Here is a 25,323-nt window from a genome sequence, read left to right as displayed (position 1 = left end):
CCATGCAACGGACCGTCTCGACCACGGTGCGGGTCAAACTCCACTCGCTGACTAACAGGAAGGCTGACCTGCTCGCCCGTGAGTACGAGGCGTTCCAGACCGAGGTACACGGCGGAGACGCCGACCTGTACTCTGCAACCGACCAGCAAGCGTCGAAAGTCCAGCGACAGAAAGACCCGAACCCCGACACCGACCAACCCGTCGTCCTTCGCAATGACGTGTTCGACGTGGCCTACGACGAGGACACCGTTCTCTCATCGTGGTGGATGAAAGTCCCCGTCTACGACCCAGACCGGGGACGGGGGAACTCGATTTGGTGTCCTGCCCACGTCCCAGACAAGGACGAACAACTCATCCGTGAGGGCGACATTCGGGACAGCGAGTTAGTGCGCCGTGACGGTGACTGGTACGTCCACCTCGTCGTCAAGCGGTCTGTGACCGTTCAAGACGAGTACGACGACGTACTGGCTATCGACATGGGTGCACGGTGGGTTGCTACATGCGTGTTCCTCTCCGACCGCAAAACCACCTTCTACGGCGGGGAAGTCCGTCGTATCCGCGAACACTACAAGCAACTCCGCAAGTCCATCGGGAAAGCCAAAGCCCGACAGGGACAGCAGGTGGTCGAGCGTATCGGTGACGCCGAGGCACGGAAGGTGGACGACCGCCTCCACAAGATTGCTCGCCAGCTCGTAGAGGACGCCGAAGAACGGAACGCGGTTATCGTCGTGGGCGACCTCGGCGGGATTCGCAAGGACAACGACAAGGGGCGGTACGTCAACGACAAGACCCACAAGATGCCGTTCGCCCGCCTGTTGGACTACATTGAGTACAAGGCCCACGACGCGGGTATCGGCGTGCAGTTGGTCGAAGAATACGACACGTCGAAGACGTGCAATCGGTGCGCCTGCGAGGGCGCCCGAGAGACGCAAGGGCGCTTTGAGTGTCCCGTGTGTGGATTGGACGATAACGCGGACAAGAACGGTGCGCTGAATATCGGCAAACGAGCCTTGGGCAAGTTCTCGAAACCGCTGTCCGAGGCGGGGGCTGTACTGGCACAGCCCGAAACGCAGGTCATCGTCCCACGCGACGACGAACCTGCGAACCTCTCCGTTTCCGTGGGTTCAACCCCCAGTGGGGGAACCCCACGGCTTTAGCCGTGGGAGGATGTCAGTCGCCGTGTCCCTGATTGCGATGGGATACCTCCTCTACAGGAACCCGACCACTCGCAACGACGGTACTCCCTAGCAGCTAACCGTCAATGTAGTACGACATTCCCGACGCCCCTCCGATTTCTGATAGCCGTTATCGGTTTATAACGGGGCGTTGTCGGGTTTCCTACTCCTGATGGGTACGGAAACAACCACCGACGCGAACGTTACCGAACCAGTCAAAATCGGCCTCGTGGGCGCTGGCAACCGCGGTCGGAACCACGCGGCGCGCTACGACCGGATTCCCGGCGCGGAAATCGCGGCGGTCGCCGACGTAGACGAACCGAAGGCCCAAGCGCTCGCCGAGGAGTACCGCGCCGAGAGCTACCCGACCCACGCCGAGATGCTCGACGCCGCCGAGTTGGACGCCGTGAACGTCTGCGTCCACGCGACGCTCCACGCCGACATCGCGGTGGACGCGCTGGAGGCCGGGGTTCACGTCTTCTGCGAGAAGCCGATGGCCGACAGCTACGCCGACGCGCGCCGGATGGCCGACGCCGCCGACCGGACCGGCAACCGACTCGCGGTCCAGAACCAGCTCCTCTATACCAAGGACGCGCGGGCCGCCAAAGCACTCGCCGACGCGGGCGAACTCGGCGAGATTTACCACGGCCTCGCGGCCCGGTCGCCGGGGTTCGCCTTCGCCGGAGACGGCAATCCCGAGGAGGTCAGACTCGGCGCGCGCCGCCGCGGGACGCCCTACGTCGACGGCTACGGCTCCCCGGCGTTCGTCCGCGAGGACGCCGCGGGCGGCGGGGTCGTCCTCGATTTGGGGAGCTACACCATCGGACAGCTTCTCTACCTGATGGATTCGTCCGGCGATTCGCCTGCCGACGACTCCTCGTCCGCGGGACCCCCCACCGTCGAGCGCGTCCGCGGCGAAACCTTCCAGACCGTGCCCGAGCGAGTCGCCGCGGCCGCCGACCCCGAGTACGCCGAGCGCCTCGAAGCGTCTGGCTACGACGTGGAGGACGTGGCGGCGGCCTTCGTCACCTTCGAGGACGGGTCGGTCCTCACGGTCCGGACGAGTTGGTCGCGCTACTTAGACGACGAGTCGAGCGCCGTGGTCGGCACCGCGGGCGGGGTCCGCCTCGACCCCTTCGAGTACTTCTCGACGGTCGGCGACGTGGAGATGCGAGCGAGTGCGGACCTCGAAGAGTACCTCTTCCGCCAGCAGTACCTCGACGGCGAGCGCGGCGAGCAGGCGTACGAGGTGAATCTCTGGCCCGACCCCCTCTACCACTGGGTCGAGTCGCTGGCCGGGCACAAAGCTCCGCTGCCGACCGCCGACCTCGCGCTGGAGTCGATGGCCATCATCGAGGGCATCTATCGTTCGGCAGACCTCGGACGGGAGGTCACCCGCGAGGAGATAACTTCCCCGGGCGAGACCGAATAAACGCGGTTGAACGCCCCGGAAGTTCGGGAGTAGCTTAATGGTTCGGGGTTCTGATGGGATGGTATGGAATGGCGTGACGCCGAACGAGCGTACGAAGACGAGGTGGTCGGTCGGTCCACGATGGCGCGACTGTTCGAGGAGAGCGCGTCCCGACACGAGAACCGTCCGGCCCAGCAGTACAAGGGCGGCGTCTACGACCGGTCGCTGGCGGGGTCGGCGTTCGCCGCGGCGGCGGACGGCCAGTTCCGGTCGCTGTCCTACGCCGAGATGCGCGATATCGTCCGGTCGCTGGCGACCGGGTTCCGCGAGTTGGGCGTCGAGGCCGACGACCGCGTGGGTATCTTCGCCGACACCCGGATGGAGTGGGCCCAATCCGACTTCGGCCTGCTGGCGGCGGGAGCGGTCGTGACGACCGTGTACCGCGGGTCCTCGCCCAACCAAGTCGAGTACCTGCTGGGCGACCCCGACGCTGACGGCGTGGTCGTGGAGAACGCCGAGTTGCTCGACCGCGTGGTGTCGGTCCAAGACTCGCTGGACCTCGAATTCGCGGTCGTGATGGACGAAATCGCAGGAGAAGGGGATGAGACCGCAGCGGACGCCGACTTCGAGGTCCTGACCCTCGGCGACCTCTACGAGCGCGGCAGCGAGGCCTTCGACCGCGAGGAGTACGAGTCGTGGCTCGACGCCCGCGACCCCGACGACTTGGCCACGCTCATCTACACCTCGGGTACGACCGGCCAGCCCAAGGGCGTCAGACTGACCCACTGGAACTTCCGGTCGAACGTCAACCAGTGCTACAAGCGGTTCGGTCCCCGGCCCGACAAGGGCGACTTGCCGACCATCAGCGAGGAGTCCAGTACCGTCTCCTTCCTGCCCCTCGCCCACGTCTTCGAGCGACTCGCGGGCCACTTCCTGATGTTCGCGGCGGGCGCGACCGTGGCCTACGCCGAAAATCCCGAGACGATTCAGGAGGACTTCCAGCAGGTCCAACCAACCACGGGGACCAGCGTCCCGCGAGTCTACGAGCGAATGTACGACGCCATCCGCGAGCAGGCCGAGTCCTCGGACTTCTCGGAGCGCCTGTTCGAGTGGGCGACCGAGGTCGGCCGCGAGTACTTCGAGGCCGAGAGTCCCGGCCTCGCGCTCCGGGCCAAGCGCGCCGTCGCCGACAAACTCGTCTTCCGGAAGGTCCGGAAGGGGCTCGGGGGCAACATCGACTTCCTCATCTCGGGCGGCGGAAGCCTCTCGGCGGACCTCTGCGCGCTCTATCACGGGATGGGCCTGCCGATTCTGGAGGGCTACGGCCTGACCGAGACCTCGCCGGTCATCTCGGTCAACCCGCCCGAGGAGCCGAAAGTCGGCACTATCGGCCCGCCGGTCACCGACGCGGCGGTGAAAGTCGATTCCTCGACCGTCTCGCAGGAAATCTTCGACGACGCCGAGGGCGAAGTCGGCGAACTCCTCGTGCGGGGACCCCAAGTGACCGACGGCTACTGGGAGATGCCCGACGCGACCGACCGGGCGTTCACCGAGGACGACGGCGAGCGCTGGTTCCGAACCGGCGACATCGTGGAACTCCGGCCCGACGGCTACATCGCCTTCGAGGAGCGCGCCAAGGAACTGCTGGTCCTCTCGACAGGGAAGAACGTCGCGCCCGGCCCCATCGAGGACGCCTTCGCGCCCTGCGACATCATCGAGCAGGTCATGGTGGTCGGCGACGGCCACAAGTTCGTCTCCGCGCTCGTGGTCCCGAACTTCGACGAGGTCCGCCACCGGGCCGACCAGAAGGGCATCGACCTGCCCGACGACGACCGGGAACTCGCCCGAGACGACCGCGTGAAGGCGTGGATAGACGAGGAGGTCGAGGCGGTCAACCAGCGATTCGAGTCCCACGAGCAGATCAAGCAGTACCGCGTCGTCGGCGAGGAGTTCACCGAGGACAACGACCTGCTGACCCCGACGATGAAGAAGAAGCGCCGCAACATCCTGGAGCGGTTCGCCGACCAAATCGACGAGATTTACGAGCGGGAGTACGAGACCGCGTAGTTACGCTTCGGCGACAAGATTCTCCACGAGACTGTCGATTTCGGCCTGTACCGCCTCCAGCTCGGGAATCGTCCGCTTGTTGTACGCTCGCTTGGAGGTGTCGGTGTATTCGGGCACGATTTCGTGGGCCGCCATCGAGAGGTCGGCGAGTCGGCGCTGGACCTCGGTGCCCTCCCACTCGGGGAGGTCGAGGCGCGAGACCACCGTCTTCGAGAGGCTGGCCTTCCCCTCGGAGGCCACGCCGTCGAGCGACCGCTGGTAGACCGCCGAGTTGAGCAGGGCGCAGAGGAAGTGGGCCTCGGCCTCCGAATCGGTGCCGACGAACATGAAGTGGTCTCCCGGCACGACTTGCTTCTCGCCCACGTCGTCGTCCTCGACGGTCGAGACGACCGCGAAGTGGGGCTTGAACCCGAGTCGGCACCAGACTACCTTGTAGTCGCGCCACGTGTACTCGCCGAGACCGAAGACGTTGTAGAACGGCCCCTTCTCCAGCCACGACGAGGACCGATTTTCGAGCGCCTCGCGGTGGGTTCTGAGGTATTGATACGTCTCGGGGTACTGCTCGCGGAGTTCCGCCTCGTTGTCCTCGTTGGCCTTCCGGAGGGGAACCAGCCGGAGTTCGTGGCCGAAGAGGCCGTACTTGACGACGTGGCGCGACTTGAGGTAGGGGTAAATCAGGTCCGGTTCGAGGTCACCCACCTCCTCGCGGGAAATCGAGAACACGTCTTGGGCGTCGTCTTTCACCCCGTGGCGGATTTGGTGGGCACACTCGCCGAGGGCGGCGCGCTCGGCGTCGGCGCGTATCCACGCCGACTCGGTGTCCTCCTCGTCCACCGGGACGACGCCGACCTCCTCGGTGGCGAGGGTCTCGCGCATCTCCTCGGCGGTGGCGAAGTCGGGGGTCGGGTCGGGACCGGAGTCACCGGGCGACTCGGCGCGCTCGGTCCACGAGGTCCCATCGACCGGAAAGGAGTGGTCGGCGTCGGCCCGGAGCGCGTAAATCGCGGCGTTCGCGCCGACCTGCTCGCCGAAGGGCCGGAGTTTGTTGAAGTCGTGGATTCGGTCGAGCGCGAGCGGTCGGTCGCCGACTCGGAGCGTCCGGAGGAGTCTCCCCGCCGGACCCTTGGTCACGTCGCGCTTGAGGACGAAACTCGCGCCGCCCTCCTCGGTCAGATAGCGGTCGATGCAGACCCAGACGTAGGGGAGCGAGATGTCGTCGTTGGCGTGGCCGAGCCGGGAGTCCAGCCCCTCGTGGGGGAGCAAATCGAGGTCCTCCTCGTCGGCGTAGGTCTCGCGCCAGCGCCGCTTCGTGGTCTCCGAGAGGCGACTCCACGGAATCCACGGCGGGTTCCCGACGAGGTAGTCGGCGGTCGGCTCGAAGGCTTCGCCCGCGAACGAGATGGGGCCGTCGTGGGCCAGTCCGAGGGCGTCGGTGAGGAAGACCGGGAGTTCGACGCTGTCGAGGTCGGCGTCTTCGAGGACGGGTAGAAGCGACAGCAGGTAGTTCAGTTTCGCGCTCTTGACCGCGACCGGGTTGAGGTCGATGCCGACCACCGAGGAGGTCACGGCGTCCACGATTTCCTCGGGAGAAGCTGCGCCCTGCATCGCGGAAATCTTCTCGTCGATGCAGACCGCGAGGAAGACCCCGGACCCGCATCCGGGGTCGAGGAAGGTCGCGTTCTCGGGGGCCGCCACGCGGGAGTTCGCCACGTCGAGCGCGTCCACGGCGAGTTCGGCGACGCCGCGGGGCGTGTAGTACTCGCCGAGCGCGAGTCGGAGTTCTCGCGAGACGACGCTCTCGTAGAGGGTCCGCAGAAACTCGGTGTCGGCGTCTCGGAGAGCGTCCGCGCCGAGTTCGTCGGGGAGCGGGTCGGCGATGTCTCCGGCGCTCGCCACGCGGGAGTGCAACGCGCCGAACTCGACCGACAGCGCGTCGGTGTTCGCCCGGGACTCCCGGTTTGCGAGCGCGAAGTCGAACTCGCGCTCGCAGAGCGCGACGAGGCGGTCCACCACGAAGTCGTAGTAGAGCGCGTCAACGAACAGCCGAGTTCGGGGGTTTTCGACCGCCACGTCGGCGAACACGTCGCCGTGGCTGGTCTCGAAGAAGGTCTCCCACGTCTCGCGGGCGGCCCGGAACTCCCGGTCGGTCGCCAGCAGGTCGCGGGCCGCGTCGGTGTAGGCCTCGTAGGTCGCGCTCTCGCGGCCCAACTGCTCGGTGACGAGGGCCGCGTCGAATCCGCCGCCCTCGCCGCGCTGACGCCCGAACGTCCCGTCGTCGTTCATCGTGGTTGCTACGGTTGGTCGGTCGGGTTATTTAAATGGCGGTTCGGTCTTCCCCGATTAATACACGCAAACCCACTCTCCGGCCGCTACCGACCCTTTTAAACGTCCTTCGCCACTTTACACTGATAGGAGGTTACAGATAGTGGCAGCCGAAGGTGGCGCACAACTGGTCCCGATCGTCGCCGCAATCATCGGTCTCGGTGTCGGAGCGCAGGTCTTAGCCGACCGTTTTCAGGTGCCCAGCGTGCTGTTTCTCATCATCGCTGGTATTATCATCGGGCCGGAGGGGTTGCGGATAGTCACCCCCGAGGCGTTCGGCGGCGCGCTGTCGGCCATCGTCGGCCTCTCGGTCGCCATCATCGTCTTCGAGGGGGCGTTCCACCTCACCATCGAGAAACTTCGGGAAGCGCCCTCGGCGACGCTCAAACTCGTGACCGTCGGTGCCGTCATCGCGCTCGTCGGCACCGCGGCCGTCGTCCGGTTCGCGCTCGGCGTCGGCTGGGACGTGGCGATGCTCGTCGGGTCGCTACTAGTTGCCACCGGGCCGACGGTCATCACGCCCATCCTCGAAGTTGTCCCGGCCCGCGACCGGGTCGAGATCGCGCTCGAAACCGAGGGGGTCGTCAACGACGTGACCGCCGCGATTCTGGCGGTCGTGACGTTCGAGGTGGTCGTCCTCGAGAACCCGACCGTCAACAAGGTCGTCGCCGACTTCGCCCGACGGCTCGGCATCGGCGTCCTCGCGGGCCTCGTCGTCGCTGGCATCGTCTGGTATCTGCTCAGATACGTGGACCTCTCGCCGACCAACGCCCCGCAGAACGCTCGGCTCATCACGCTGGCGGGTGCGCTGGTCGCGTTCGGGAGCGCCAACACCCTCGCCGCCGAGGCGGGAATTGCGGCGGTCGCAACCGCTGGCATCGTCCTCGGCAACGCTGACCTCCCCTACGAGGAGGACATCGCGGCGTTCAAGGGCGACATCACCCTGCTGGTGCTCTCGTTCGTGTTCATCGCGCTGGCGGCCCTGCTGGAGTTCCAGAATCTGCTCCAGTTGGGTCTCGGGGGCCTCGTCGTCGTCGTGGCGGTGGCGCTGCTCATCCGGCCGCTGGGCGTCCTCGTCTCGACGACCGGCGACCGTTACACTTTCAACGAGCGCATCTTCATGAGCGCTGTCGGACCGCGGGGTATCATCCCCGCGTCAGTTGCGACCCTGTTCGCGGTCCAACTCCAGAACCAAGGACTGGACCAGACCGCGAACGTCCTCGTCGGGACCGTCTTCCTCGTCATCTTGGCGACGGTCGTTTTCGAAGGCGGATTCGCCCGACACATCGCGGAATACTTGGACGTGATACCTATGCGTGTAATCATCGTTGGAGGCGGGAAGGTGGGCCGTTCGCTCGCCGAACGCCTCGAAGATCGTGGCGAGAACGTGGTCATCATCGAGAAAGACCAAGAGATGGTACAGCTCGCTCGCGCCGAGGACTTCACCGTCCATCACGGGGACGGCACCGACACCGAAGTCCTCCGGAGCGCGGGCGCGAACAACGCGAAGATAATCGTCGCCGCGACCGGCGACGACGACGCGAATCTGCTCGTGGCCCAACTGTCGAACTCGAAGTTCGACGCCGAGACCGTCATCGCGCGGGCCAACAACCCCGACAACGTCGACGCGTTCGAGGACCTCGGCGTGAAGACCATCGACGCCTCGTCGGCGACCGCGTGGGCCATCGACAACGTCATCGAGCGTCCGGCGCTGTCGGACTGGATGACGGAACTCGGCCGGTCGGGCGACGTTCAGGAGATAGAGGTCACCGCCGACGACCTCGTCGGCAAGACCATCTCGGAACTCGACGACGAACTCCCGAACGGCGTGCTCATCGCACTCGTCGGCCGGGAGGGCGAGAGCGAGGTGCCCAGCGAGGGCTTCACCCTCCAACACGGCGACCACATCACCTTCCTCGGCCGCAAGGAGTCCGTCTGGGAGGCCATCGACCGGTGTCACCCCCAGGAGGCCTGACGACGAGGACGAAGGTGCGACCGCCGACGCAGGGGACGGCACCACCGCCGACGGAGGCGAAAATACGGCCGGAGACGAATTCAGAAGCGCGAGCGGACCCGAGTCCGAACGCGAGAGCGCCACCGAGTCGGAAAGCGACCCCGACGCCAAAACGCTGGAGCCGTTGGTCGAGGAGTGTCACGAATGCGGGGATACGGCGTTCAAGACGACGTGATTCACCCACCGAAATCCTACACAATTGTTAAAGACAGCTAATAACATCTCAAATAATTAGAGTACTTTCTTCGAGTGGAACACCGAACCTCACCGTTTTATTGTCCGCTCCGACCAATTACCGGACATGAGACACGCCGAAGGACCGCTCCTGACCGTCGACGTCGGCGAGCGCGAGACGCGGACCGAGAGCGTCGATAGCGTCCTCGAATCGTTCGTCGGCGGTCGGGGCGTCGGCACGAAGTTGGCTCACGACCGCATCCCGTTCGACGCAGACCCGCTCGGGCCGGACAACAGCCTGTTTTTCACCACCGGCCCGTTGCAGGTCTCCCAGATGAGTTTCACCGGGCGGACGAACGCGACCGGCGTCTCGCCGCTGACCGGCGGTCTCCTCTCGTCGAACGCGGGCGGATTCATGTCCCGGCACTTCGCCTACACCGGCTACAGCGCGGTCGAGCTTACCGGCGCGAGCGACGACCTGCTGGTCGTCCGCGTCAGCGACGAGGGCGTCGAGTTCGAGGAGGTCCCGGACCTCGAAGGGGCCACGGTGCCCGAGACCTGCGAGTACGTCGCCGAGGAGTGGGACCTCGACGCCGAACACGTCGCCTGCATCGGCCCGGCGGGCGAGAACGAGGTCCGGTTCGCCTCCGTCATGACGACCGAGGAGCGCGCGTTCGGTCGGGGCGGTCTCGGCGCGGTCCTCGGGGCGAAGAACGTCAAGGCCGTCACCTTCGAGGGCGACTCGCGGCCCGACATCGAGATTCCCGCCGACCAGATGGAGATTCACCGCGAGGCCGCCACGACCGACCACATCATGAAAGAGCAGGGCACCGTCGCCGTGATGGACCTCGCCAACGAGATGGACGGCCTGCCCTCCTACTACTTCTCCGAGCAGTCCTTCGAGGGCGCTGAGGGCATCAACGGCGACTCGGTCGCCGAGAAGAAGTACAAGAAGGGCACCTGCTCGGCCTGCGCGTTCGCCTGCAAACTCCCGACCAGGGACGACGAGCGCGGCGTCGAGACCGAGGGGCCGGAGTTCGAGACCGCGATGGCGTTCGGCTCGAACGCGGGCATCGACGACATCGTGGACGTGATGCAGTCCAACGAGTTGTGCGACCGCTACGGCCTCGACACCATCTCGGCCGGGAACACGGTCTCGGCGTACCTCGCAAGCGAGGACCGATTCGGCGACGAGGAGCTAATCTTGGACCTCGTGGAGAAAATCGCCCACCGAGAGGGCGTCGGCGACCTGCTGGCGGAGGGCATCGACCGCGCCCACGAGGAACTGGGCGTCGAGAACTGGACGGTCAAGGGCATGGACTTCGCCGCCCACGAGGGCCGGGTCCTCCACGGGCAGGGTCTCTCCTACGCCGTCGCCAACCGCGGCGCGGACCACATGTACGCCACCTTCTACTCGGTCGAGTACCCCCTCGTCGGCAAGGACGAGGCCATGGAACCTACCGGTCTGGAGGGCAAGCCCGAGCGATTGGTCGAGCGCGAGAACCTGATGGCGCTCAACGACGCCGGTATCGTCTGCAAGTTCTCGCGGGACTTCATGAGTCCCGACCGCTACGAGATGCTCTTCGACGCCGACTTCGAGGACCTCCTCGCGGTCGGGAACCGCGTGGTGGAACTCGAACGCCACTTCAACAACCAGCGGGGAATCGCGCGAGACGCCGACCGTCTTCCGTATGACTTGCCGGGCTTCGAGGAGGCCCTTGACGAGTACTATGCTGTTCGCGGGTGGAACGACGACGGGACCGTTCCTGATAGTCAAGTCGGTGGGTCCGGTGCGGTGAGTGCAGACGACTGATTCTCCGCTCCATTTCCGAGCCATAATCCCGTTCGCAGATATTCTGGTCGTCTCGACTCGCTCGTTGTTCGGTCCCCGAAACGCTTTTGCGTGAGACGCCTGTACCACTGACGTGAGATGAGTACGGATACTGACGGGAATGGCTCGCCCGAAATGGTCAAACTCGACGTGAAGGTCACAAAACAGCGGAAAGAAGAGATAGACCGTATGTGGCGCGAGGAGGGCTATCCAAATCGGTCGGAGTTCATCCGCGACGTCCTCCGCGACGCGACGAACCCTATGCTCACAGCCGACGCACTCCGACAACTTGCCGAAGGTGTCGAGGACGTAGAGCAGGGTCGAACGGTGAGTTTGGACGAGGCCAAAGAGCGACTCGGCCTCGATGAATAGTGTCGAAAGACGAGTAATTTAAACACCTCCGACTGCGCGTAGTCAATAATGACTACAACAGTCGAAATAACAGAGACCGCCCTTGAAGAACTTAGCGAGTTGGACAGCGAATCGGTGAGCGAATCATCTCCAAACTCGAAGAAGTCGCTGACTTTCCGGACCACTTCCTCGATTCGCTCACAAACTTCCCCGGCTACAAGCTTCGCGTCGGTGACTTTCGGGTTATCGTCGATTGGGAGGTTGCACACGAGACCATCTATGTCGTTACTGTCTTGAGACGAAAGCACGATTATCGGGAACTTTCGGGCCTTCGAGAGGTGTGGGGAACGTGGCGTGAGTAGACGGTTTTCACTCACGGCTTCGCCGTTCGCGGCGCGAAGCGCCGCGCCATTCCTCGCTTGCAAAACGTCGATGAAAAGACCGCAATCAGACCGACGCTTTACTTCCGCTCGAAGGTAATCGCTCCACCCTGTCCGAACCCGACGCAGAGCGTGGCGAGGCCCTTCTCGGCGTCGCGCTTCTGCATCTCGTGGACGAGCGTCACTGGCAGGCGCGCGCCGGAGGCACCGAGCGGGTGGCCGATGGCGATTGCGCCGCCGTTGACGTTGAACTTCTCGTCCGGCACGCCGAGTTCGTTCTTGGCGTAGACGGTCTGGCTGGCGAACGCCTCGTTGAGTTCCACGAGGTCGAAGTCCTCGATGGACTCGCCCGTGCGCTCCAGCAGGCCCTTGGTCGCCGGGACCGGGCCGATGCCCATCACGCTGGGGTCCACGCCGACGACGTTGTTGTCGCCGACGTGGGCCATGATTTCGAGGCCGTGGTCCTCGGCGAACGCCTTGCTGGTGACGAGCGTGGCGGACGCGCCGTCCGCGATTTGCGAGGAGTTACCCGCCGTGACCGTGCCGTCGCCGACGAACACCGAGGGGAGCCCCGACAGCGTCTCGACGTCGGTGTCGGGGCGGATTCCCTCGTCCTCCTCGACGACGCCCTCGTCGGTTTCGATGGGGACGATTTCGTCGTCGAAGCGCCCGGACTCGGTGGCCTCGGCGGCGCGCTGGTGGCTCCGAGCGGCGTACTCGTCTTGGGCCTCGCGGCTGACCTCGTACTCCTCGGCGACCTTCTCGGCGGTCATCCCCATCTGGAGGCCGGGGAGGTTGTACTCCTCGCTCATTCGCGGGTGGATGGACCGGCCCTGATAGCCGCCGCCCATCGGGACGCGGGACATGTTCTCGACGCCGCCCGCGATGATGACCTCGCGCTGGCCCGCCCGGATGGCGTCGCTCGCGCTCATCAGCGCCTGCATCGAGGAGGCGCACCAGCGGTTAATCGACGCGGCGGGGACCTCCTCGCCCAAATCGGAGAGGAGCGCGATGACGCGCGCCACGTTGTTGTCCTGCTCGTCGCGCTGTTGTGCGACGCCCCACATGAGGTCGTCCACGTGGTCGCTGGTGAGGCCGGTCTCCTCGAGGATGGTGTCTACGAGCGGAATCGAGAGGTCTTCGCTCCGGGTGTCGGCGAACACGCCGTCCTGCTTGCCCTGCGGCGTTCGGATGGCCTTGGCGATGACTGGAGTGGTGTCGTCTCCCATACTCTCTTGTCGTGCCTCTATGCTCTTAAATGACGGTAGAACTCGCGTCCCGTGGCGGGGAGTTTCCGCGAGGTATAAATTTTTGTTTTCTAAAGAAACCAAAAAATTTCTTTAGGGCTTGTTCTGGTTGCTTTCCCGTAGTCGGACGAGTCGCGTGGCCGTTTGTCGGTCTACGGTCGAGACGGACGAGCCGATGAACCGAAATGAGCGATATGTATTCCACCGGCAGGGAACGAATGCGGAAGTCGAGGAGAAGCTAGCTATTGCCGAAACTGAGGAGTCTACCGCACAGCACCGCCCCGCAACCGCGAACCTCACGCCTCCCCACCCTCGTCGGCCGCGCAAGGCGGCCGACTCCCTCGCGCGGCGCGACGCACGAGAGCGTCGCGCCATCACACAGCCGAATGGCGGCTTCGACAGTAGCGCATCCACCGACCCGATTCGACCGGTGAACCAACCACCCTCCCTGGTGGACTGAAAGGGCGACCGCGAACCGCGCGAGGGCTTTCGAGGACATTGCGGTCAAGTTTGCTCCTGCGGTGACGAGCGTGAAAACTTTCTAGGCTTTCGTCGGTACCTCAGATTTCCCCACCTCGCCGATTTCGTGACTCGATACGTAAGCCGAGCATCGACGCGTCGGTCCAGAAACTATTTGTCCGAACCCGCAGCAATAGTTTGATAATGATTTCCGCCGCCCGCGTCGCCCGCAGACCGACTCACCTCCATCGCTCGCCGACACATGGCATCGAAAACTGAGACCTCCTCGTCGCGTTCGACCGCCGACGCACGCGAGACGCTGACCGGCTACGCCTCGCGGACCCAGCTAGTCGTCCTCGGGGTCACGCTGGTCGCGCTCGTGGCCCGATTCGTCCAACTCGGCCACCGGGTCGCCCATCAGGACGAGGCCCGGGTCGCCTACTGGGCCTACCGCTTCATGGAGAACGGAGCCTACGAGTACCGGCCCATCGTCCACGGACCCTTCCTGACTATCGTGGACGGCCACCTGTTCAGCGTCTTCGGGGCCTCGGACTTCACGATGCGGTTCATCGTCGCGCTCATCGGCGGCCTGTTCCCCCTCGCGGCGCTCCTGTTCCGCCAGCGCCTGCGGGACTCGGAAGTCGTGGCGATGGCGCTCCTGCTGGCGTTCAACCCCGTCCTGCTCTACTACTCGCGGTTCTACCGCAACGACGTCCTGCTGGCGGGCCTGATGCTGGTCGCGTTCGGCTTCTTCGTCCGGGCCTACGACGACCGCCGACCGCTCTTCCTCTACGCCGGGACCGCCACCTTCGCGCTGGCGTTCACCACCAAGGAGAACGCGCTGGTCTACCCGGTCTGCTGGGCCGGGGCCGCGGTCCTGCTGTGGGACCACCGCCTGTTCGTCGAGCGCGCCGGAGAGCGCGGCCTGCTGACGGTCGCCACCGAGCGCGTCAAGACCACCGCGGTCGGCGTCTGGGAGTGGGCCGAACACCTCTCGGCGTCGGTGTTCCTCTTTTTCGCCATCGTGATTTTCTTCTACGCGCCCCGAAACACCGACCGCCTCAACACCGACACGCCCGGTCTCTACGAGGCGCTGGGCGACCCGACCCTGCTCCCTGCGGTCGCTCACGAGGCCACCTTCGGGTCGTGGGACAAGTTCGTCGGCCAGTGGGGCGGCGGCAACGAGGAGTCGTACCTCTCGACCGCGAAGGCGCTCTGGCCCGTGGTTCAAGAGGCCGCAATCGTGCTGTTCGCGTTCGCCGTCCTCGGCTTCGTCGTGGACCGCTACACCGGCGAGCGACCCCGCGACGCGGTGGCGTTCGCGGGCTACTGGGGCATCGCCAGCATCGCGGGCTATCCCGTCATCGTGGACAACCCCTTCCCGTGGGAGGTCATCCACATCATCGTCCCGCTGGTGGTTCCGGCCGCGGTCGGCCTCGCGCTCGTGGCCCGACTCGGCCTCGAAAGCGTCTCGGAGGGCGACGCCATCTCGGCGACCGCCGCGGCGCTGGTCCTGCTGGTCGTGGTCGGGCAGGTCGGCGCGACCGCGGTCGGAACCTCGTACCTCGACCCCCAGAGCGAGGAGAACGAACTCGTCCAGTACGCCCAGTCCTCCTCGGAGATGAAACCCCTGCTCGGCGAGGTTCGGGAGGTGGTCCAATCCAACGAGGGCATCGACGTGATGTACTACGGCGACGACCCCGACTTCGACGGCGACAACCTCTACGCCTCGGACTCCTCGTCGCACGCGGCCCCCCCTGCCGGAAACGGCTGGTTCGCCCGCCTACCGTTCGCGTGGTACATGGAGACCTACGGCGCGGAGACTGACAGCGTCAAGCAGGCCGAACTGCTGAAGGGCGACGACAAGCCCCCGGTCGTCATCGCGCTCGGCGACTCCGGGTCCTGCTCGAAGGACTACGACAACGCCGAGGACATCGACGAGTACATGGACGGTTACGAGCGCCACGAGGTCCAGCGCTACCTCCACGACAGCGGCTGTGTCATCAGTAGCGCGGTCGTCTACGTCGATACGGACGCGACCGAGGGATAGCTTCACCACCATCCGATTTCGGCGGTCCGATTCCGACGACGGCTTCGACGCGCTTAAGCACCTTTAGCGTCAAAACTCCCGGGAATGAGCGACGCGGCACTGGACGTCGTCGAGTTTCTGCTCACCGCGAGCCTCTACAACGACAACAGAGCGTTAGACGAGAACGACCTTCCCCCGCGCTACCGCCAGGTGTTCTGGCCCGACGGGGCGGCCGAATCGACGGGACCGGACCGACCCGGCAGCGACGACTCGCCGCTGGGAATCGAGCGCCCGATTCGGCCGACCATCGAGACCGCACGCCGGGCGACCGGGGTCGAGAACCCCTGGAGTGCCATCTCCGGGCTGATGTTCACGGACCGCGACGAGTTCTCGGGGTCGCTGGAACTCACCCAGCAGGACATGGCCGAGGAGTGGTTCTTGGACCGGGGCGAACAGCGAGTTATCCACAATCCCGTGCTGGCCTACGCCTACGAGGACGAGGTCGATGGCGCAGACTACGAGGCGGCCCGAGACGCTAACCGGCCGGTACAGGCCGACCGGGCGTGGATCGACGGGCTCCTCGCCCAGTATTTCGCCGACGAGGAGGAAGAGGAGATGCTCGACCTCGTGGACATCCGAGCGCCCGAGGAGATCGAGACCACGCTGGACGACCTCGTGCTGACCGAGGACCAGGAGGCCGAGATTCACAAAATCGTCAAGGCAATCGAGCATCGGGAGTATCTGGCCCAAATCGGCCTGCGGGAAATCGGCAAGCTCCTGTTCGTCGGGCCGCCGGGGACCGGCAAGACCTCGACCGCTCGGGCGCTGGCCTACGACCTCGACCTGCCGTTCGTGGAGGTCAAGCTCTCGATGATCACCAGCCAGTACCTCGGCGAGACCGCCAAGAACGTCGAGAAGGTCTTCGAGGTCGCCAAGCGCCTCTCGCCCTGTATCCTCTTCATGGACGAGTTCGACTTCGTCGCCAAGACCCGCGCCAGCGACGAGCACGCCGCCATCAAGCGCGCGGTCAACACCCTGCTGAAGTCCATCGACAACATCAGCCTGATTCAGGACGACGTGCTCCTCATCGGCGCGACAAACCACCCCGACCAGCTCGACGCCGCGGCGTGGCGGCGCTTCGACGAGATCGTCAACTTCCCCAAGCCGGACGTCCAGATGCGCGCCGACATCCTCCGGCTCATCACCCGACCGATGGACATCGTGGACTTCGACCCCGACGAGTTGGCCGAGGAGACCGAGGGTCTGACCGGGAGCGACCTCCGGATGGTCCTGCGCGAGGCCGTCCTCGACGCCCTGACCGAGGAGCGCACCGCGCTCACGCAGGAGGACTTCGTGGACGCCATCGAGGACTTCGAGGAGCGTGACAACCTCAAGGATTTAGACATGATAGAGGGCGACCACGACGCGCTCGTGGCCGGTGGTGACATTTCGGGGTCCGACGCGAGTGCCGACGGCGGGCACGGCCACGACCACTAAGCGTCTTCCCCTTGATTTTCCTTCCGCGGTGTCCGAGTGTGGCTTACAAAATGTCGATGGGCGTGTGTACGGTCGGAAGAATGACCACCGCAACCGAAACGTCCTCAGGGAGTGGGCGCACACTCCCCCGGCGCGTCCTGACTCGCAGCGGGGGAGCAACTCTCGGCGGAGGGGCAACGTGACCGACCTCGTGCTGGTGACCGGCGCAACCGGCACCGTCGGCTCTGCGGTCGCCGACCAACTCCGCGAGGCCGAGACCTCGGTCCGAGTCCGAATCGCCACCCGAAACCCCTCACGGACGGATGCGAATGCAGAGGGTGACGACTCCGAGACCGTCGAGTTCGACTTCGAGCGCCCCGAGACGTGGGGGTCTGCCCTCGAGGACGTGGACCGCCTGTTTCTGGTGCGCCCCCCGAACGTCGGCGTCGACCGACTGCGGGAGTTCGCGGACGCCGCGGCGCGGGTCGGCGTTCGCCACGTCGTCTACCTCTCGGTTCTCGGCGCGGGCAAGAACCCCTTACTCCCCCACTACCGGATGGAGCGCCACCTCGAAGGTGCTGGCGTGGCCTACACCTTCCTCCGGGCCGCCAACTTCATGCAGAACTTCAGCGAGATTCACCGCCCCGACGTGGTCGAACACGACGAGATTTTCGTCCCCGCGGGCGGCGGCGAGATGGGATTCGTGGACGCCCGCGACGTGGCCGCCGTCGGGGTCGCCGCGCTCACCGAACCGGGTCACGAGAACCGCGCGTACGACGTGACCGGTCCCGAGGCCCTCGACTGCGACGAGGTCGCCGAGGCGTTCAGCGACGCGCTCGACCGCCCCGTCTCGTACCCGAACCCCTCGATTCTCCGGTTCGCGCGCCGGATGCGCTCTCGGGGCGTGCCCTACCCGATGATTGCCGTGATGGTCGTCCTCTACACCGTCACGCGCCTCGGACTGTCCGGGCGGGTCAGCGACGACGCCGAGCGAGTGCTGGGTCGAGAACCGCGGGGTTTTCGGGAGTTTGTCTCAGACTGCGCCGACTGCTTCCGACGGTAGGCGGCGTCGGGCGTCGAAGGTGGGTGGGCCGTGCGTTCGCTGGTGTGAGGTCCCGATAACAATTGAGTATATTTGCGAAAGAATTGTAGAGATTGCCTAAAGAGATAAGACGTTGGCTCTTCCTTCATAGTTCGCCAGCAAAAGCGTGGATGACTCCACGCAAGCCCGCTCGCATTTTATCTCTCGACGCCTTAAAATATTGCGTCTGTATAACCTACTAAGACTAAATAGTCACATTAATTAACCGCTTGCTCGTACTCTGTTTCAGAACTACTCGATGGCTTCACCCAAGCGTGCCCTCTTGTCCGAGGAGACGAGAAGTCAGTAGTTACAGGCCGCGACAGACGTTGCGAGAGGTCTTGTCCCGCAACGTTATAATCCTCTCTCTCGTATCCCGGATACGATGGGTCCCGGCACCGAACCCACGATTACGCTCACGAAAGAAGACGACTGGTGGGTAGCGAAGGATACCGAGACTGGTGTCGCCTCCCAAGGACCAACTCGTGAGAAGGCGTTAGAAAATCTCGACGAGGCACTCGCGCTTCACGCGGACAAAAGCGGAGATTCTATCGACTCGTGGGACGAGGAGCGCGAGGCACTCGAAGAAATGGGAATCGACCCCGACGAAGTCGCGGACTCGCGTGAGGAATCTTCTGAGCTTCCCGACTTCATGCAATAAGTAGTGCGAATGCCGCCGACTGATTTTTCCGGCCGGGATATTATCAAAGCACTCACTAAGAACCGGGTTCGCATCGTTGACCGAACGGGAAGCCACGTGAAACTTCGATACGAACATCCGGCACGTACCGACGACGTACGCATCGTGAGTGTTCCAATGCACGACCGAATAAGAATCGGTACGCTACGGAGCATCGCCGAACAATGTGGGGCAAACGGTTTCGACAAGTGGTGTCGGTGGATCGATCAAACCCGATAAGTCCGGCGACTCGAACGAAAATCGTTCTTCTTACGTCGGTCACGATGCGCTGGCCACCTCCTAGAGACCTTTGTACCCCAAGCGACTACTCCCGGCAAATGCAGATTACGTTGCTCGGCACCGGGGATACCACCGGGACGCCCACGCCGGACTGCGACTGTGAGACCTGCGAGGAGGCCCGCCGCCGAGGCGTCGAGCGCTCGCGGTTCTCGGTCCACGTCCGCAACGAGCGCACCGGCGAGGCCCTCCTCATCGACGCCAGCCCCGACTTCCGCCACCAGTTCCTGACTCACGAGGTCGGCCTCCCCGACGAGGCCCTTATCACCCACATCCACTTCGACCATCTCGACGGTCTCGGTAACGCCTACCGACTGTTCGACGACCTGCCGGTCCACGCCGCGAACGAGACCGACCCCTTGACCGACGAGAGCGTCGCCGACACGATTCGCTCGAAGTACGACTACTTAGACCGGGTGACGGTCCACGACCGCGCGCCCCTCGAACCCTTCGAGGTCTGCGGCCTCGAAGTCACGCTCGTCCCGGTCGAACACCCGCCGATGCTGTGCTACGGCGTCGCCGTCGAGGACCCCGAGACCGGCGCGAAGCTCGCGCTGACCGGCGACACCAACTACGCGATTCCCGACGAGAGCCGCGAGGTTCTGGCCGACGCGGACCTCCTGCTGGCCGACGCCATCGTCCCGGCGGACCTCTGCGAACACCACCCGCTCGGCGGCGACCACCACGCAGACGGCGTCCCCCGGACGTTCGGCACCAAGCACATGACCAGAGAGGGGGCGCTCGCGCTCGCCGACGAACTCGACGCCGACCGGACGCGGCTGGTTCACGTCGCGCACTTCTACCCCGCCGACGAGGCCTTCGAGGAGCCGCTCGCGGTCGATGGTGAGCAGTACAGCCTCTGAAAAGAGAACGGTCTCTTATCGACGCCGGGCGATTCCGAGCGCGACGGCCAGCGCCGCGAGCGCCGCGACCGGTCCGAATCCGGGGACGCCGGTCGGGTCGGCTGGTTCGCCGGTCTGGTCGTCCGCGCCGGTCTGGTCGGTCGAGTCGCCGCTCGTCTCGTCGTTCATCGCGCCCTCGCTGGTCGCGGTGTCTCGCTCTCCGCCCTCGCCCGCGGCGGTGGTCCCCGACATCGTCTCACCGTCGGCGAGGCCGCTGATGTTTTCGAGGCGCTGGTGGCACGCGTTCAGTCGCGTCTCGTTCCTGTGAACGTCCGTGTCGCCCTGCATCCGGTAGGTGCCGGTGGCGTTCATGTCGGTCGCGGTCGGGCCGCCGTGTTCGCCCGCCGGGATGCGGGCCGCGTCGTAGACCAGCCACGGGGCGTAGAACTCCCAGACGACCTCGCCTTTCGGCGTCACTTCCATCACGCGGTTGTTCGCGGAGTCGGTGACCAGCGTGTTCCCGCTGGGCAGGCGGTCGGCGTCGCGGGGCCAGTCGAGGTCACCCTTCAGGGTCCACGTCAGCTGCCAGCCGTCGCCGTCGGTCAGGTCACCGTCGGGATTCGCGTACTCCACGATGCGGTCGTTCTCGCTGTCGCCGACGATGAGGGTCGGCGTCCCGTTCTCGCTTTCGAGGTAGTCGGGATTGTGCTGTTCGGCGAGAATGTCCTTCTCGCCGTCCTCGCCGAGTTTCATGACGATTTCGTTCGTGGAGCGATTGACCACGATGGCTTGGTCGAAGTTCCGGGGCGAGGCCAGATAGAGACCCTCGCCGATTTTGTCCACGTCGTTGACGTGGGTCCAGTCGTCGGTGTAGTTCTCCTCCAGATTTTCGGGGTCGTAGTGGTCGTCGAAGCGCCACTCCCACTCGATTCGGTCGGTCGTGCGGTTGTAGACGAAGATGCGGTCGTCGTTGCGCTCGGCAGTAGCGTTGTAGTTGCGCATGTTCGCCAGCAGAATCTCGGACCCGTTGTTGATGAGGTCGGCGTCGTGGGTGTCCCCGAGGTCGAAGGTCTTCGACCAGACGCGCTCCTGCGTCTCGGGATTGAACTCGTAGACCAGCGTCCGGTGGTTCTTCAGGGTGGCTGTGACGAAGATGTTCCCGTTGTCCATCGGGTCAACGTCGTAGCCCCAGACCACGCCGTACTTCTCGGCGCTCTGGTGGACCCACTCGACCTCGCCGCTCGGGCCGACGCCGACGAGTTTGGCGGGGCGCTTCCCGCCGCCCTCGCCGAACTTGAACCCTTGCACGCTGATGACCGTGGTCCCGTTCGCGGGCTGGGTGATGTTCCCCACGCAGGGGTTCGACGCGCCGTCTTGGGCCGTAACCGAGTCGGTGGACCCAACTCCGCCGGGCGTGGCGACGACGGGAGTCATCATCGAGAGGCAACACAAAAGCGCTACCGTGGCGGCGAGTGGCCGCCGGGCGGACGTTCGCATGGATTCTGGTATCGAGGTTGTCCGGTTTTTAACTACTGGTTGTCGACTCAGCAATTACTGGTCTCGAAGCGAATCTCGCCGCCGTCCCAAATCTGGACGGAGCCGATGCTCCGGCAACTCGTCACGTCCCACTCGAACTGCTCGGTCCGGCCGCCGTCGAGGGTCACCGACAGGTCGTAGGTCGCTGGCTCGACGATGGCCTTCGGACTCGACCGATCCGCGTCGAGGTCGTAGCTCTCCTCCAGCACGGTTTCGTCGCCGTCCGAGAGCGTCAGGGCGACCTCGTGGGGTTCGTCGTCCATGTTCCGGACCGTCAGTTCGCCCTCCTCGGGCGGGGTCCGGTGGGCCATGCCGAAACAGCCTGCGAGGCTGGCAGACGCTCCGAGGGCGACGACGCGGAGGGCGCGGCGGCGATGCACGCTCGGATGGTAGCATTTCCGACGTGAATACTTTGTGTCCGGTCGGCGTACTCGGTCGGCATGACCTCGCCCGTCCCGCTCGCCGAAGCCCTCGACGCCGAGTCCGGCCTGACCTGCGTGGTCGGCGCTGGCGGGAAGAAGACGACCCTCTACGCGCTGGCTGGCGGACTCTCAGATGCCGTCGTCACGGCGACGGTCCGCATCCCGGTTTTCGACGCCGAGGTCGAGGAGGTCCGTGTCACCGAGGACCCCGTGGCCGCCCTCGACGCGGTCGAGGGCTTCCCGGCCGGTCTGGTGCCGGAGCGCGAGCGAGCGGACCGCTACCGGGGCTACGACCCCGGGACGGTGGCCGCGCTCGCCGAGGTCCACGACGGCCCCGTCCTCGTGAAGGCCGACGGCGCGCGGACTCGGTGGCTCAAGGCTCCGAACGAGCGCGAACCGCAGATTCCGGCCAGCGCCGACACCGTGATTCCCGTCGCCAGCGCCCGCATCGTCGGCGAACTCCTCTCGGCGGAGCGCGTCCATCGGCCGGAGCGCGTGGCCGGGGTGGCGGGGTGCGAGCGAGGAGACGAGATTCGCGCCGAGGACGTGGCCGCGGTCCTCGCCAGCGACGAGGGCGGTCTGAAGGACGTTCCCGAGGGCGCGACGGTGATTCCGGTCGTGAACATGGTCGATTCGCCCGGCTTGGAGTCTGTAGGCCGCGAAATCGCCGAGGAGGTGCTGGCCCGCGCTCCCGACTCGGTGGCCCGCGTCGTGCTGGCCCGGATGGTCGCCGACGACCCGGTTGTGGAGGTGATGGCGTGAGCCAGAGGTCGCTCCGACTGAGAAATCCACCCGGCGCGTGCTGGCGCGCTCTCGCGTGAGCGCGCCGAACCGCGCGAGGGCTGCGCGAGCGTAGCGAGTGCAGTCTTCGAAAATCGGAGATTTTCGTGATGTGGCAAATCTTTGATTTGCAACACCTCGGAAGACGCGGGTTGACTTCCGGCGGTCGCCCTTTCAGTCCGCCAAGGCGGTTGTTCGGTCCACCGAGCGAAGTCCGTGGTTGGGACTCGTATCTGAGAACTCCCGAAATCACCCTCCCAGACGCTCTTCGGCCGCCGCGAACTCCTCCGGCGTATCGACGCTCTCGAAACTATCCGTATCGAACTCGTCGAGGTCCTCCTCGCCGACCGCGACGAAGTCCAACTCGAAGAGGGGGGCGATGATTTTGCGCTCGCCCGCCGCCAGCGCCCCGTCGCAGGCGTCGGCCATCGGTCCCGCGCGGTAGACCGCGTGAGTGGTCTCGAACCACTCGGTGGGTCGCGGGACAGCGGCGTCGTAGGCCCCTGTGGCGTCGTCGGTTCCCGCGACCTCGCTCGGACTCCGGGCGGACTCGAAGAGGTGCGCGACGAGGTCGGCGTCGAGGAAGGGCATGTCGCAGGCCGCGACGAAGGCGTACTCGGAATCAGTGGCCTCGACTTCGCGGAGACCGGTCCGAATACCCGCCATCGGTCCCTCGTCGGGGTCGGCGTCGATTGCGAACCGGACCGGGCGGTCGTAGCCCGAGAGCGCGTCCGCGATAGCGGCGCGCTGGTCGGCCCGGCAGTTGACCACCAGCACGTCCACGACCGACGAGAGGCGGTCGGCCACCCGGCGAATCATCGGGACGCCCGCGAGGTCGGCGACTGCCTTGTCCTCCTCGCCGAACCGCGTCGAGCGACCGCCCGCGAGGACGACTGCCGCTGGCACGTCCCGGCGTTCACCGGCCAGCGTGAAATACTCCGGGGCGGATTGACAGGCGAGGGGACATGACTATCTACGCCCCTAATAATCAGGATATTTTCTAAACAATTGAATATCTATCTGTGGGCGGAGAACAGCGTCCGACCTCACCGCCCGATGCGGGCCAGTCGGGCCTCGCCGGAGGCGGCGTCGATGTGGACGTTGTAGGTCTCGCCGGACGCGGTCTCGGTGCGGACTATCCACGTGTTGCTCTCGCGGTAGGGGTCCTCGGGCACCTCGGCGACCTCGTGGCCCTCGTCGGCCAGCACCTGCCGAGCGCGCTCGATTGCGGTCTCGTCGTCCCGGACCGCGCGGCGCTGGCGCGCGAGGTTGACCGTCAGCACCGGGGTCTCGGACTTGCGGACGACCTGCTCGGTCACGCTCCCGAGGACGTAGCGGTCCACGCCCGACCGACCGTGAGTTCCCATCACGACCATGTCCATCTGCTCGTCGTCTGCGTAGTTCACGATTGTCGCGGCGGGCTTGCCCTCCTCGATGGCGGTGACGGCGTCGAGACCTCTCTCCTCGGCCTTCTCGACGATTTCGGCGGTCGCTTCTTCACCCTCCTCGCGTCGGGCGTCGCGGGTCTTCTTCCGGCCGGACTCCGAGGGCTGGTAGTCCAGCGCCTTCTCGTTGACCACGTAGAGGGCGTGGACCGTCGCGTCGGCGAGTTCGGCCACGTTCAGCGCCTGTTCGACCACGGGGGTCTGGTCGGTTCCGTCGGTCGGGACCAGAATTCGGTCGTACATACCCCTCCGTTCGACGTTGAGACAGAAAAACGCTCCCGTGGGGCAGAACTCGCTTCCGTTCCGCCGAACTCACCCGAATCTGTCGAGGCCCGACTGCCGCCTCGCCTTCCCTTCGGGGTCGGCGACCCACGGCGTTCGACCGTCTCGGGCCTCATCATGGTCGGTTTCGGGTGGGTCGGCGGGGTCGTGGCCGGGGCAGTCCGGTCCGCAGGTCGCGGGGTTGACGAATCGCCCCTTCCACGCGCAGTAGGGCAGTCCGGCGCTCCCCTCGCGCTCGACCGACTCGGCCTCGGCGCAGGCGGGGAAGGCGTCGGGCCGCCAGCCCTTGCCGTAGGCGACCTCGGCCATCCGTCTGCGGCGACGGGCCTTCTCGGCGGCCGAGACGAGCGCCACGTCGGTCCGCAGGGGGTGTTCGGAGAGAATCTCGACGCCCGACTCGTCGGCGGAGAGGGGCGTCGCCTCCCGTATCTCCTCGCGCTCGCCGGTCTCGGGGTGAAAGCGCCAGACGCCGACCGAGTCGGGAATCCGGTTGAGGTGCGCGCCGGTGACGTAGCTCTCGGTCGCCAGCGCGACCTCGTCGGCCAGCGCGAGCGCGGCGTCCTTCCGAAGTTGGAGTTCGAGGTCGCCGGGGTCGCCCAAGTCGGGCTTGTTCTCGACGGCGACGATGCGCTCGAACCAGTCGTCGGGGTACCGGGCGACCCGCCGGACGCCCCCGCCGACCGCGCGCTCGAAGAAGCCGATTTCGACCGCGCGCTCGGCGACTCGGCGGGCGTGTTCGGGCGAGGCGTCGATTGCTTCGACGGGGTCGCGCGCTCGACCGACGCCGACTTCGCTCTCGATTGCCGCGTCGGGGATGGTCTCGGGCGTCAGGCCCGCCCGGTCGGCCATCGCCGGGCCGGGTTCGACGCAGACCACGTCGAGGACGCGATTAGCGGGCGCTCGGACGCCGCCGCCGATTTGGCGGGCGACGATGGCCTCCTCGGTGGCTTCGAGGTGCGCGCACAGCGTCAACTCGAAGGGATACTCGCGCACGTCCTCGACTCGGGACCCGGAGGAGAAAAA

Annotated in this window: 21 protein-coding genes; 14 read left to right on the top strand and 7 right to left on the bottom strand. The window is 65.6% G+C overall.

What is annotated here, in order from left to right; genetic code table 11:
• Positions 1–2 precede the first annotated feature (2 nt).
• From EPL01_RS07870 to EPL01_RS07860, 3 genes are all read left to right on the top strand, one after another.
• Positions 3–1,157: an RNA-guided endonuclease InsQ/TnpB family protein gene (locus tag EPL01_RS07870; RefSeq protein ID WP_135824715.1), complete on the top strand. Its 1,155-nt coding sequence runs from the start codon at positions 3–5 to the stop codon at positions 1,155–1,157.
• Positions 1,158–1,347: 190 nt separating this feature from the next.
• The gene (locus tag EPL01_RS07865) at positions 1,348–2,607 is read left to right on the top strand and encodes a Gfo/Idh/MocA family protein (RefSeq protein WP_135824714.1); all 1,260 of its coding nucleotides are present in this window, start codon (positions 1,348–1,350) and stop codon (positions 2,605–2,607) included.
• A 63-nt stretch (positions 2,608–2,670) separates the two neighbouring features.
• On the top strand, positions 2,671–4,653 hold the full coding sequence (locus tag EPL01_RS07860) for an AMP-dependent synthetase/ligase (RefSeq protein ID WP_135824713.1): 1,983 nt from the start codon (positions 2,671–2,673) through the stop codon (positions 4,651–4,653).
• Here EPL01_RS07860 and EPL01_RS07855 read toward each other — a convergent pair whose 3' ends face one another.
• Positions 4,654–6,936, bottom strand: coding sequence for an N-6 DNA methylase (locus EPL01_RS07855; protein ID WP_135824712.1), 2,283 nt, complete (start codon positions 6,934–6,936; stop codon positions 4,654–4,656).
• A gap of 142 nt (positions 6,937–7,078) precedes the next feature.
• On the opposite strand from EPL01_RS07855, the gene EPL01_RS07850 reads away from it, so the two are divergent.
• The 4 genes from EPL01_RS07850 to EPL01_RS22590 all read left to right on the top strand — a co-directional run bounded on the left by EPL01_RS07850 (position 7,079) and on the right by EPL01_RS22590 (position 11,707).
• The gene (locus tag EPL01_RS07850) at positions 7,079–8,950 is read left to right on the top strand and encodes a cation:proton antiporter domain-containing protein (protein WP_135824711.1); all 1,872 of its coding nucleotides are present in this window, start codon (positions 7,079–7,081) and stop codon (positions 8,948–8,950) included.
• 340 nt (positions 8,951–9,290) lie between these two features.
• Positions 9,291–10,976, top strand: a complete 1,686-nt coding sequence (locus EPL01_RS07845; RefSeq protein ID WP_135824710.1) for an aldehyde ferredoxin oxidoreductase family protein — start codon at positions 9,291–9,293, stop codon at positions 10,974–10,976.
• Between the two features lie 117 nt (positions 10,977–11,093).
• Complete coding sequence (locus EPL01_RS07840; protein ID WP_135824709.1) at positions 11,094–11,366, top strand: ribbon-helix-helix domain-containing protein; 273 nt, start codon at positions 11,094–11,096, stop codon at positions 11,364–11,366.
• 110 nt (positions 11,367–11,476) lie between these two features.
• Positions 11,477–11,707, top strand: coding sequence for a type II toxin-antitoxin system RelE family toxin (locus EPL01_RS22590; RefSeq protein ID WP_210424111.1), 231 nt, complete (start codon positions 11,477–11,479; stop codon positions 11,705–11,707).
• A gap of 98 nt (positions 11,708–11,805) precedes the next feature.
• Here EPL01_RS22590 and EPL01_RS07830 read toward each other — a convergent pair whose 3' ends face one another.
• Positions 11,806–12,954, bottom strand: coding sequence for a thiolase family protein (locus EPL01_RS07830; protein WP_135824708.1), 1,149 nt, complete (start codon positions 12,952–12,954; stop codon positions 11,806–11,808).
• A gap of 739 nt (positions 12,955–13,693) precedes the next feature.
• Between EPL01_RS07830 and EPL01_RS07825 the strand changes: the two genes are divergently transcribed.
• From EPL01_RS07825 to EPL01_RS07800, 6 genes are all read left to right on the top strand, one after another.
• Positions 13,694–15,481, top strand: a complete 1,788-nt coding sequence (locus EPL01_RS07825) for a flippase activity-associated protein Agl23 (RefSeq protein ID WP_135824707.1) — start codon at positions 13,694–13,696, stop codon at positions 15,479–15,481.
• An 84-nt stretch (positions 15,482–15,565) separates the two neighbouring features.
• Positions 15,566–16,957, top strand: a complete 1,392-nt coding sequence (locus EPL01_RS07820; RefSeq protein ID WP_135824706.1) for an ATP-binding protein — start codon at positions 15,566–15,568, stop codon at positions 16,955–16,957.
• Positions 16,958–17,135: 178 nt separating this feature from the next.
• A complete protein-coding gene (locus tag EPL01_RS07815) occupies positions 17,136–17,999 on the top strand; it encodes an SDR family oxidoreductase (RefSeq protein ID WP_135824705.1) in 864 nt (287 codons plus the stop codon).
• 403 nt (positions 18,000–18,402) lie between these two features.
• Positions 18,403–18,678: a type II toxin-antitoxin system HicB family antitoxin gene (locus tag EPL01_RS07810; protein ID WP_135824704.1), complete on the top strand. Its 276-nt coding sequence runs from the start codon at positions 18,403–18,405 to the stop codon at positions 18,676–18,678.
• 9 nt (positions 18,679–18,687) lie between these two features.
• A complete protein-coding gene (locus EPL01_RS07805; RefSeq protein WP_135824703.1) occupies positions 18,688–18,936 on the top strand; it encodes a type II toxin-antitoxin system HicA family toxin in 249 nt (82 codons plus the stop codon).
• Between the two features lie 98 nt (positions 18,937–19,034).
• On the top strand, positions 19,035–19,856 hold the full coding sequence (locus tag EPL01_RS07800; RefSeq protein ID WP_135824702.1) for an MBL fold metallo-hydrolase: 822 nt from the start codon (positions 19,035–19,037) through the stop codon (positions 19,854–19,856).
• 15 nt (positions 19,857–19,871) lie between these two features.
• Here the strand turns inward: EPL01_RS07800 and EPL01_RS07795 are convergent, their stop codons facing one another.
• Positions 19,872–21,332, bottom strand: a complete 1,461-nt coding sequence (locus EPL01_RS07795; protein WP_246045645.1) for an arylsulfotransferase family protein — start codon at positions 21,330–21,332, stop codon at positions 19,872–19,874.
• Positions 21,333–21,379: 47 nt separating this feature from the next.
• Positions 21,380–21,751 carry an Ig-like domain-containing protein gene (locus EPL01_RS07790; protein ID WP_135824700.1) on the bottom strand — a complete coding sequence of 124 codons (372 nt, stop codon included), beginning with the start codon at positions 21,749–21,751 and terminating at the stop codon, positions 21,380–21,382.
• 60 nt (positions 21,752–21,811) lie between these two features.
• On the opposite strand from EPL01_RS07790, the gene yqeC reads away from it, so the two are divergent.
• Positions 21,812–22,555 carry a selenium cofactor biosynthesis protein YqeC gene (yqeC, locus tag EPL01_RS07785; protein ID WP_135824699.1) on the top strand — a complete coding sequence of 248 codons (744 nt, stop codon included), beginning with the start codon at positions 21,812–21,814 and terminating at the stop codon, positions 22,553–22,555.
• 267 nt (positions 22,556–22,822) lie between these two features.
• Here the strand turns inward: yqeC and mobA are convergent, their stop codons facing one another.
• From mobA to EPL01_RS07770, 3 genes are all read right to left on the bottom strand, one after another.
• Complete coding sequence (gene mobA, locus EPL01_RS07780) at positions 22,823–23,479, bottom strand: molybdenum cofactor guanylyltransferase (protein WP_135824698.1); 657 nt, start codon at positions 23,477–23,479, stop codon at positions 22,823–22,825.
• Positions 23,480–23,619: 140 nt separating this feature from the next.
• Positions 23,620–24,261, bottom strand: a complete 642-nt coding sequence (locus tag EPL01_RS07775) for a universal stress protein (protein ID WP_135824697.1) — start codon at positions 24,259–24,261, stop codon at positions 23,620–23,622.
• Between the two features lie 69 nt (positions 24,262–24,330).
• Positions 24,331–25,293, bottom strand: a complete 963-nt coding sequence (locus tag EPL01_RS07770) for a DUF5787 family protein (protein ID WP_135824696.1) — start codon at positions 25,291–25,293, stop codon at positions 24,331–24,333.
• Positions 25,294–25,323: the final 30 nt, after the last annotated feature.

The organism is Halorussus ruber, assembly GCF_004765785.1.
In the GTDB taxonomy this organism is placed as follows: domain Archaea; phylum Halobacteriota; class Halobacteria; order Halobacteriales; family Haladaptataceae; genus Halorussus; species Halorussus ruber.
This window is presented reverse-complemented; position numbering and strand designations above follow the sequence as displayed.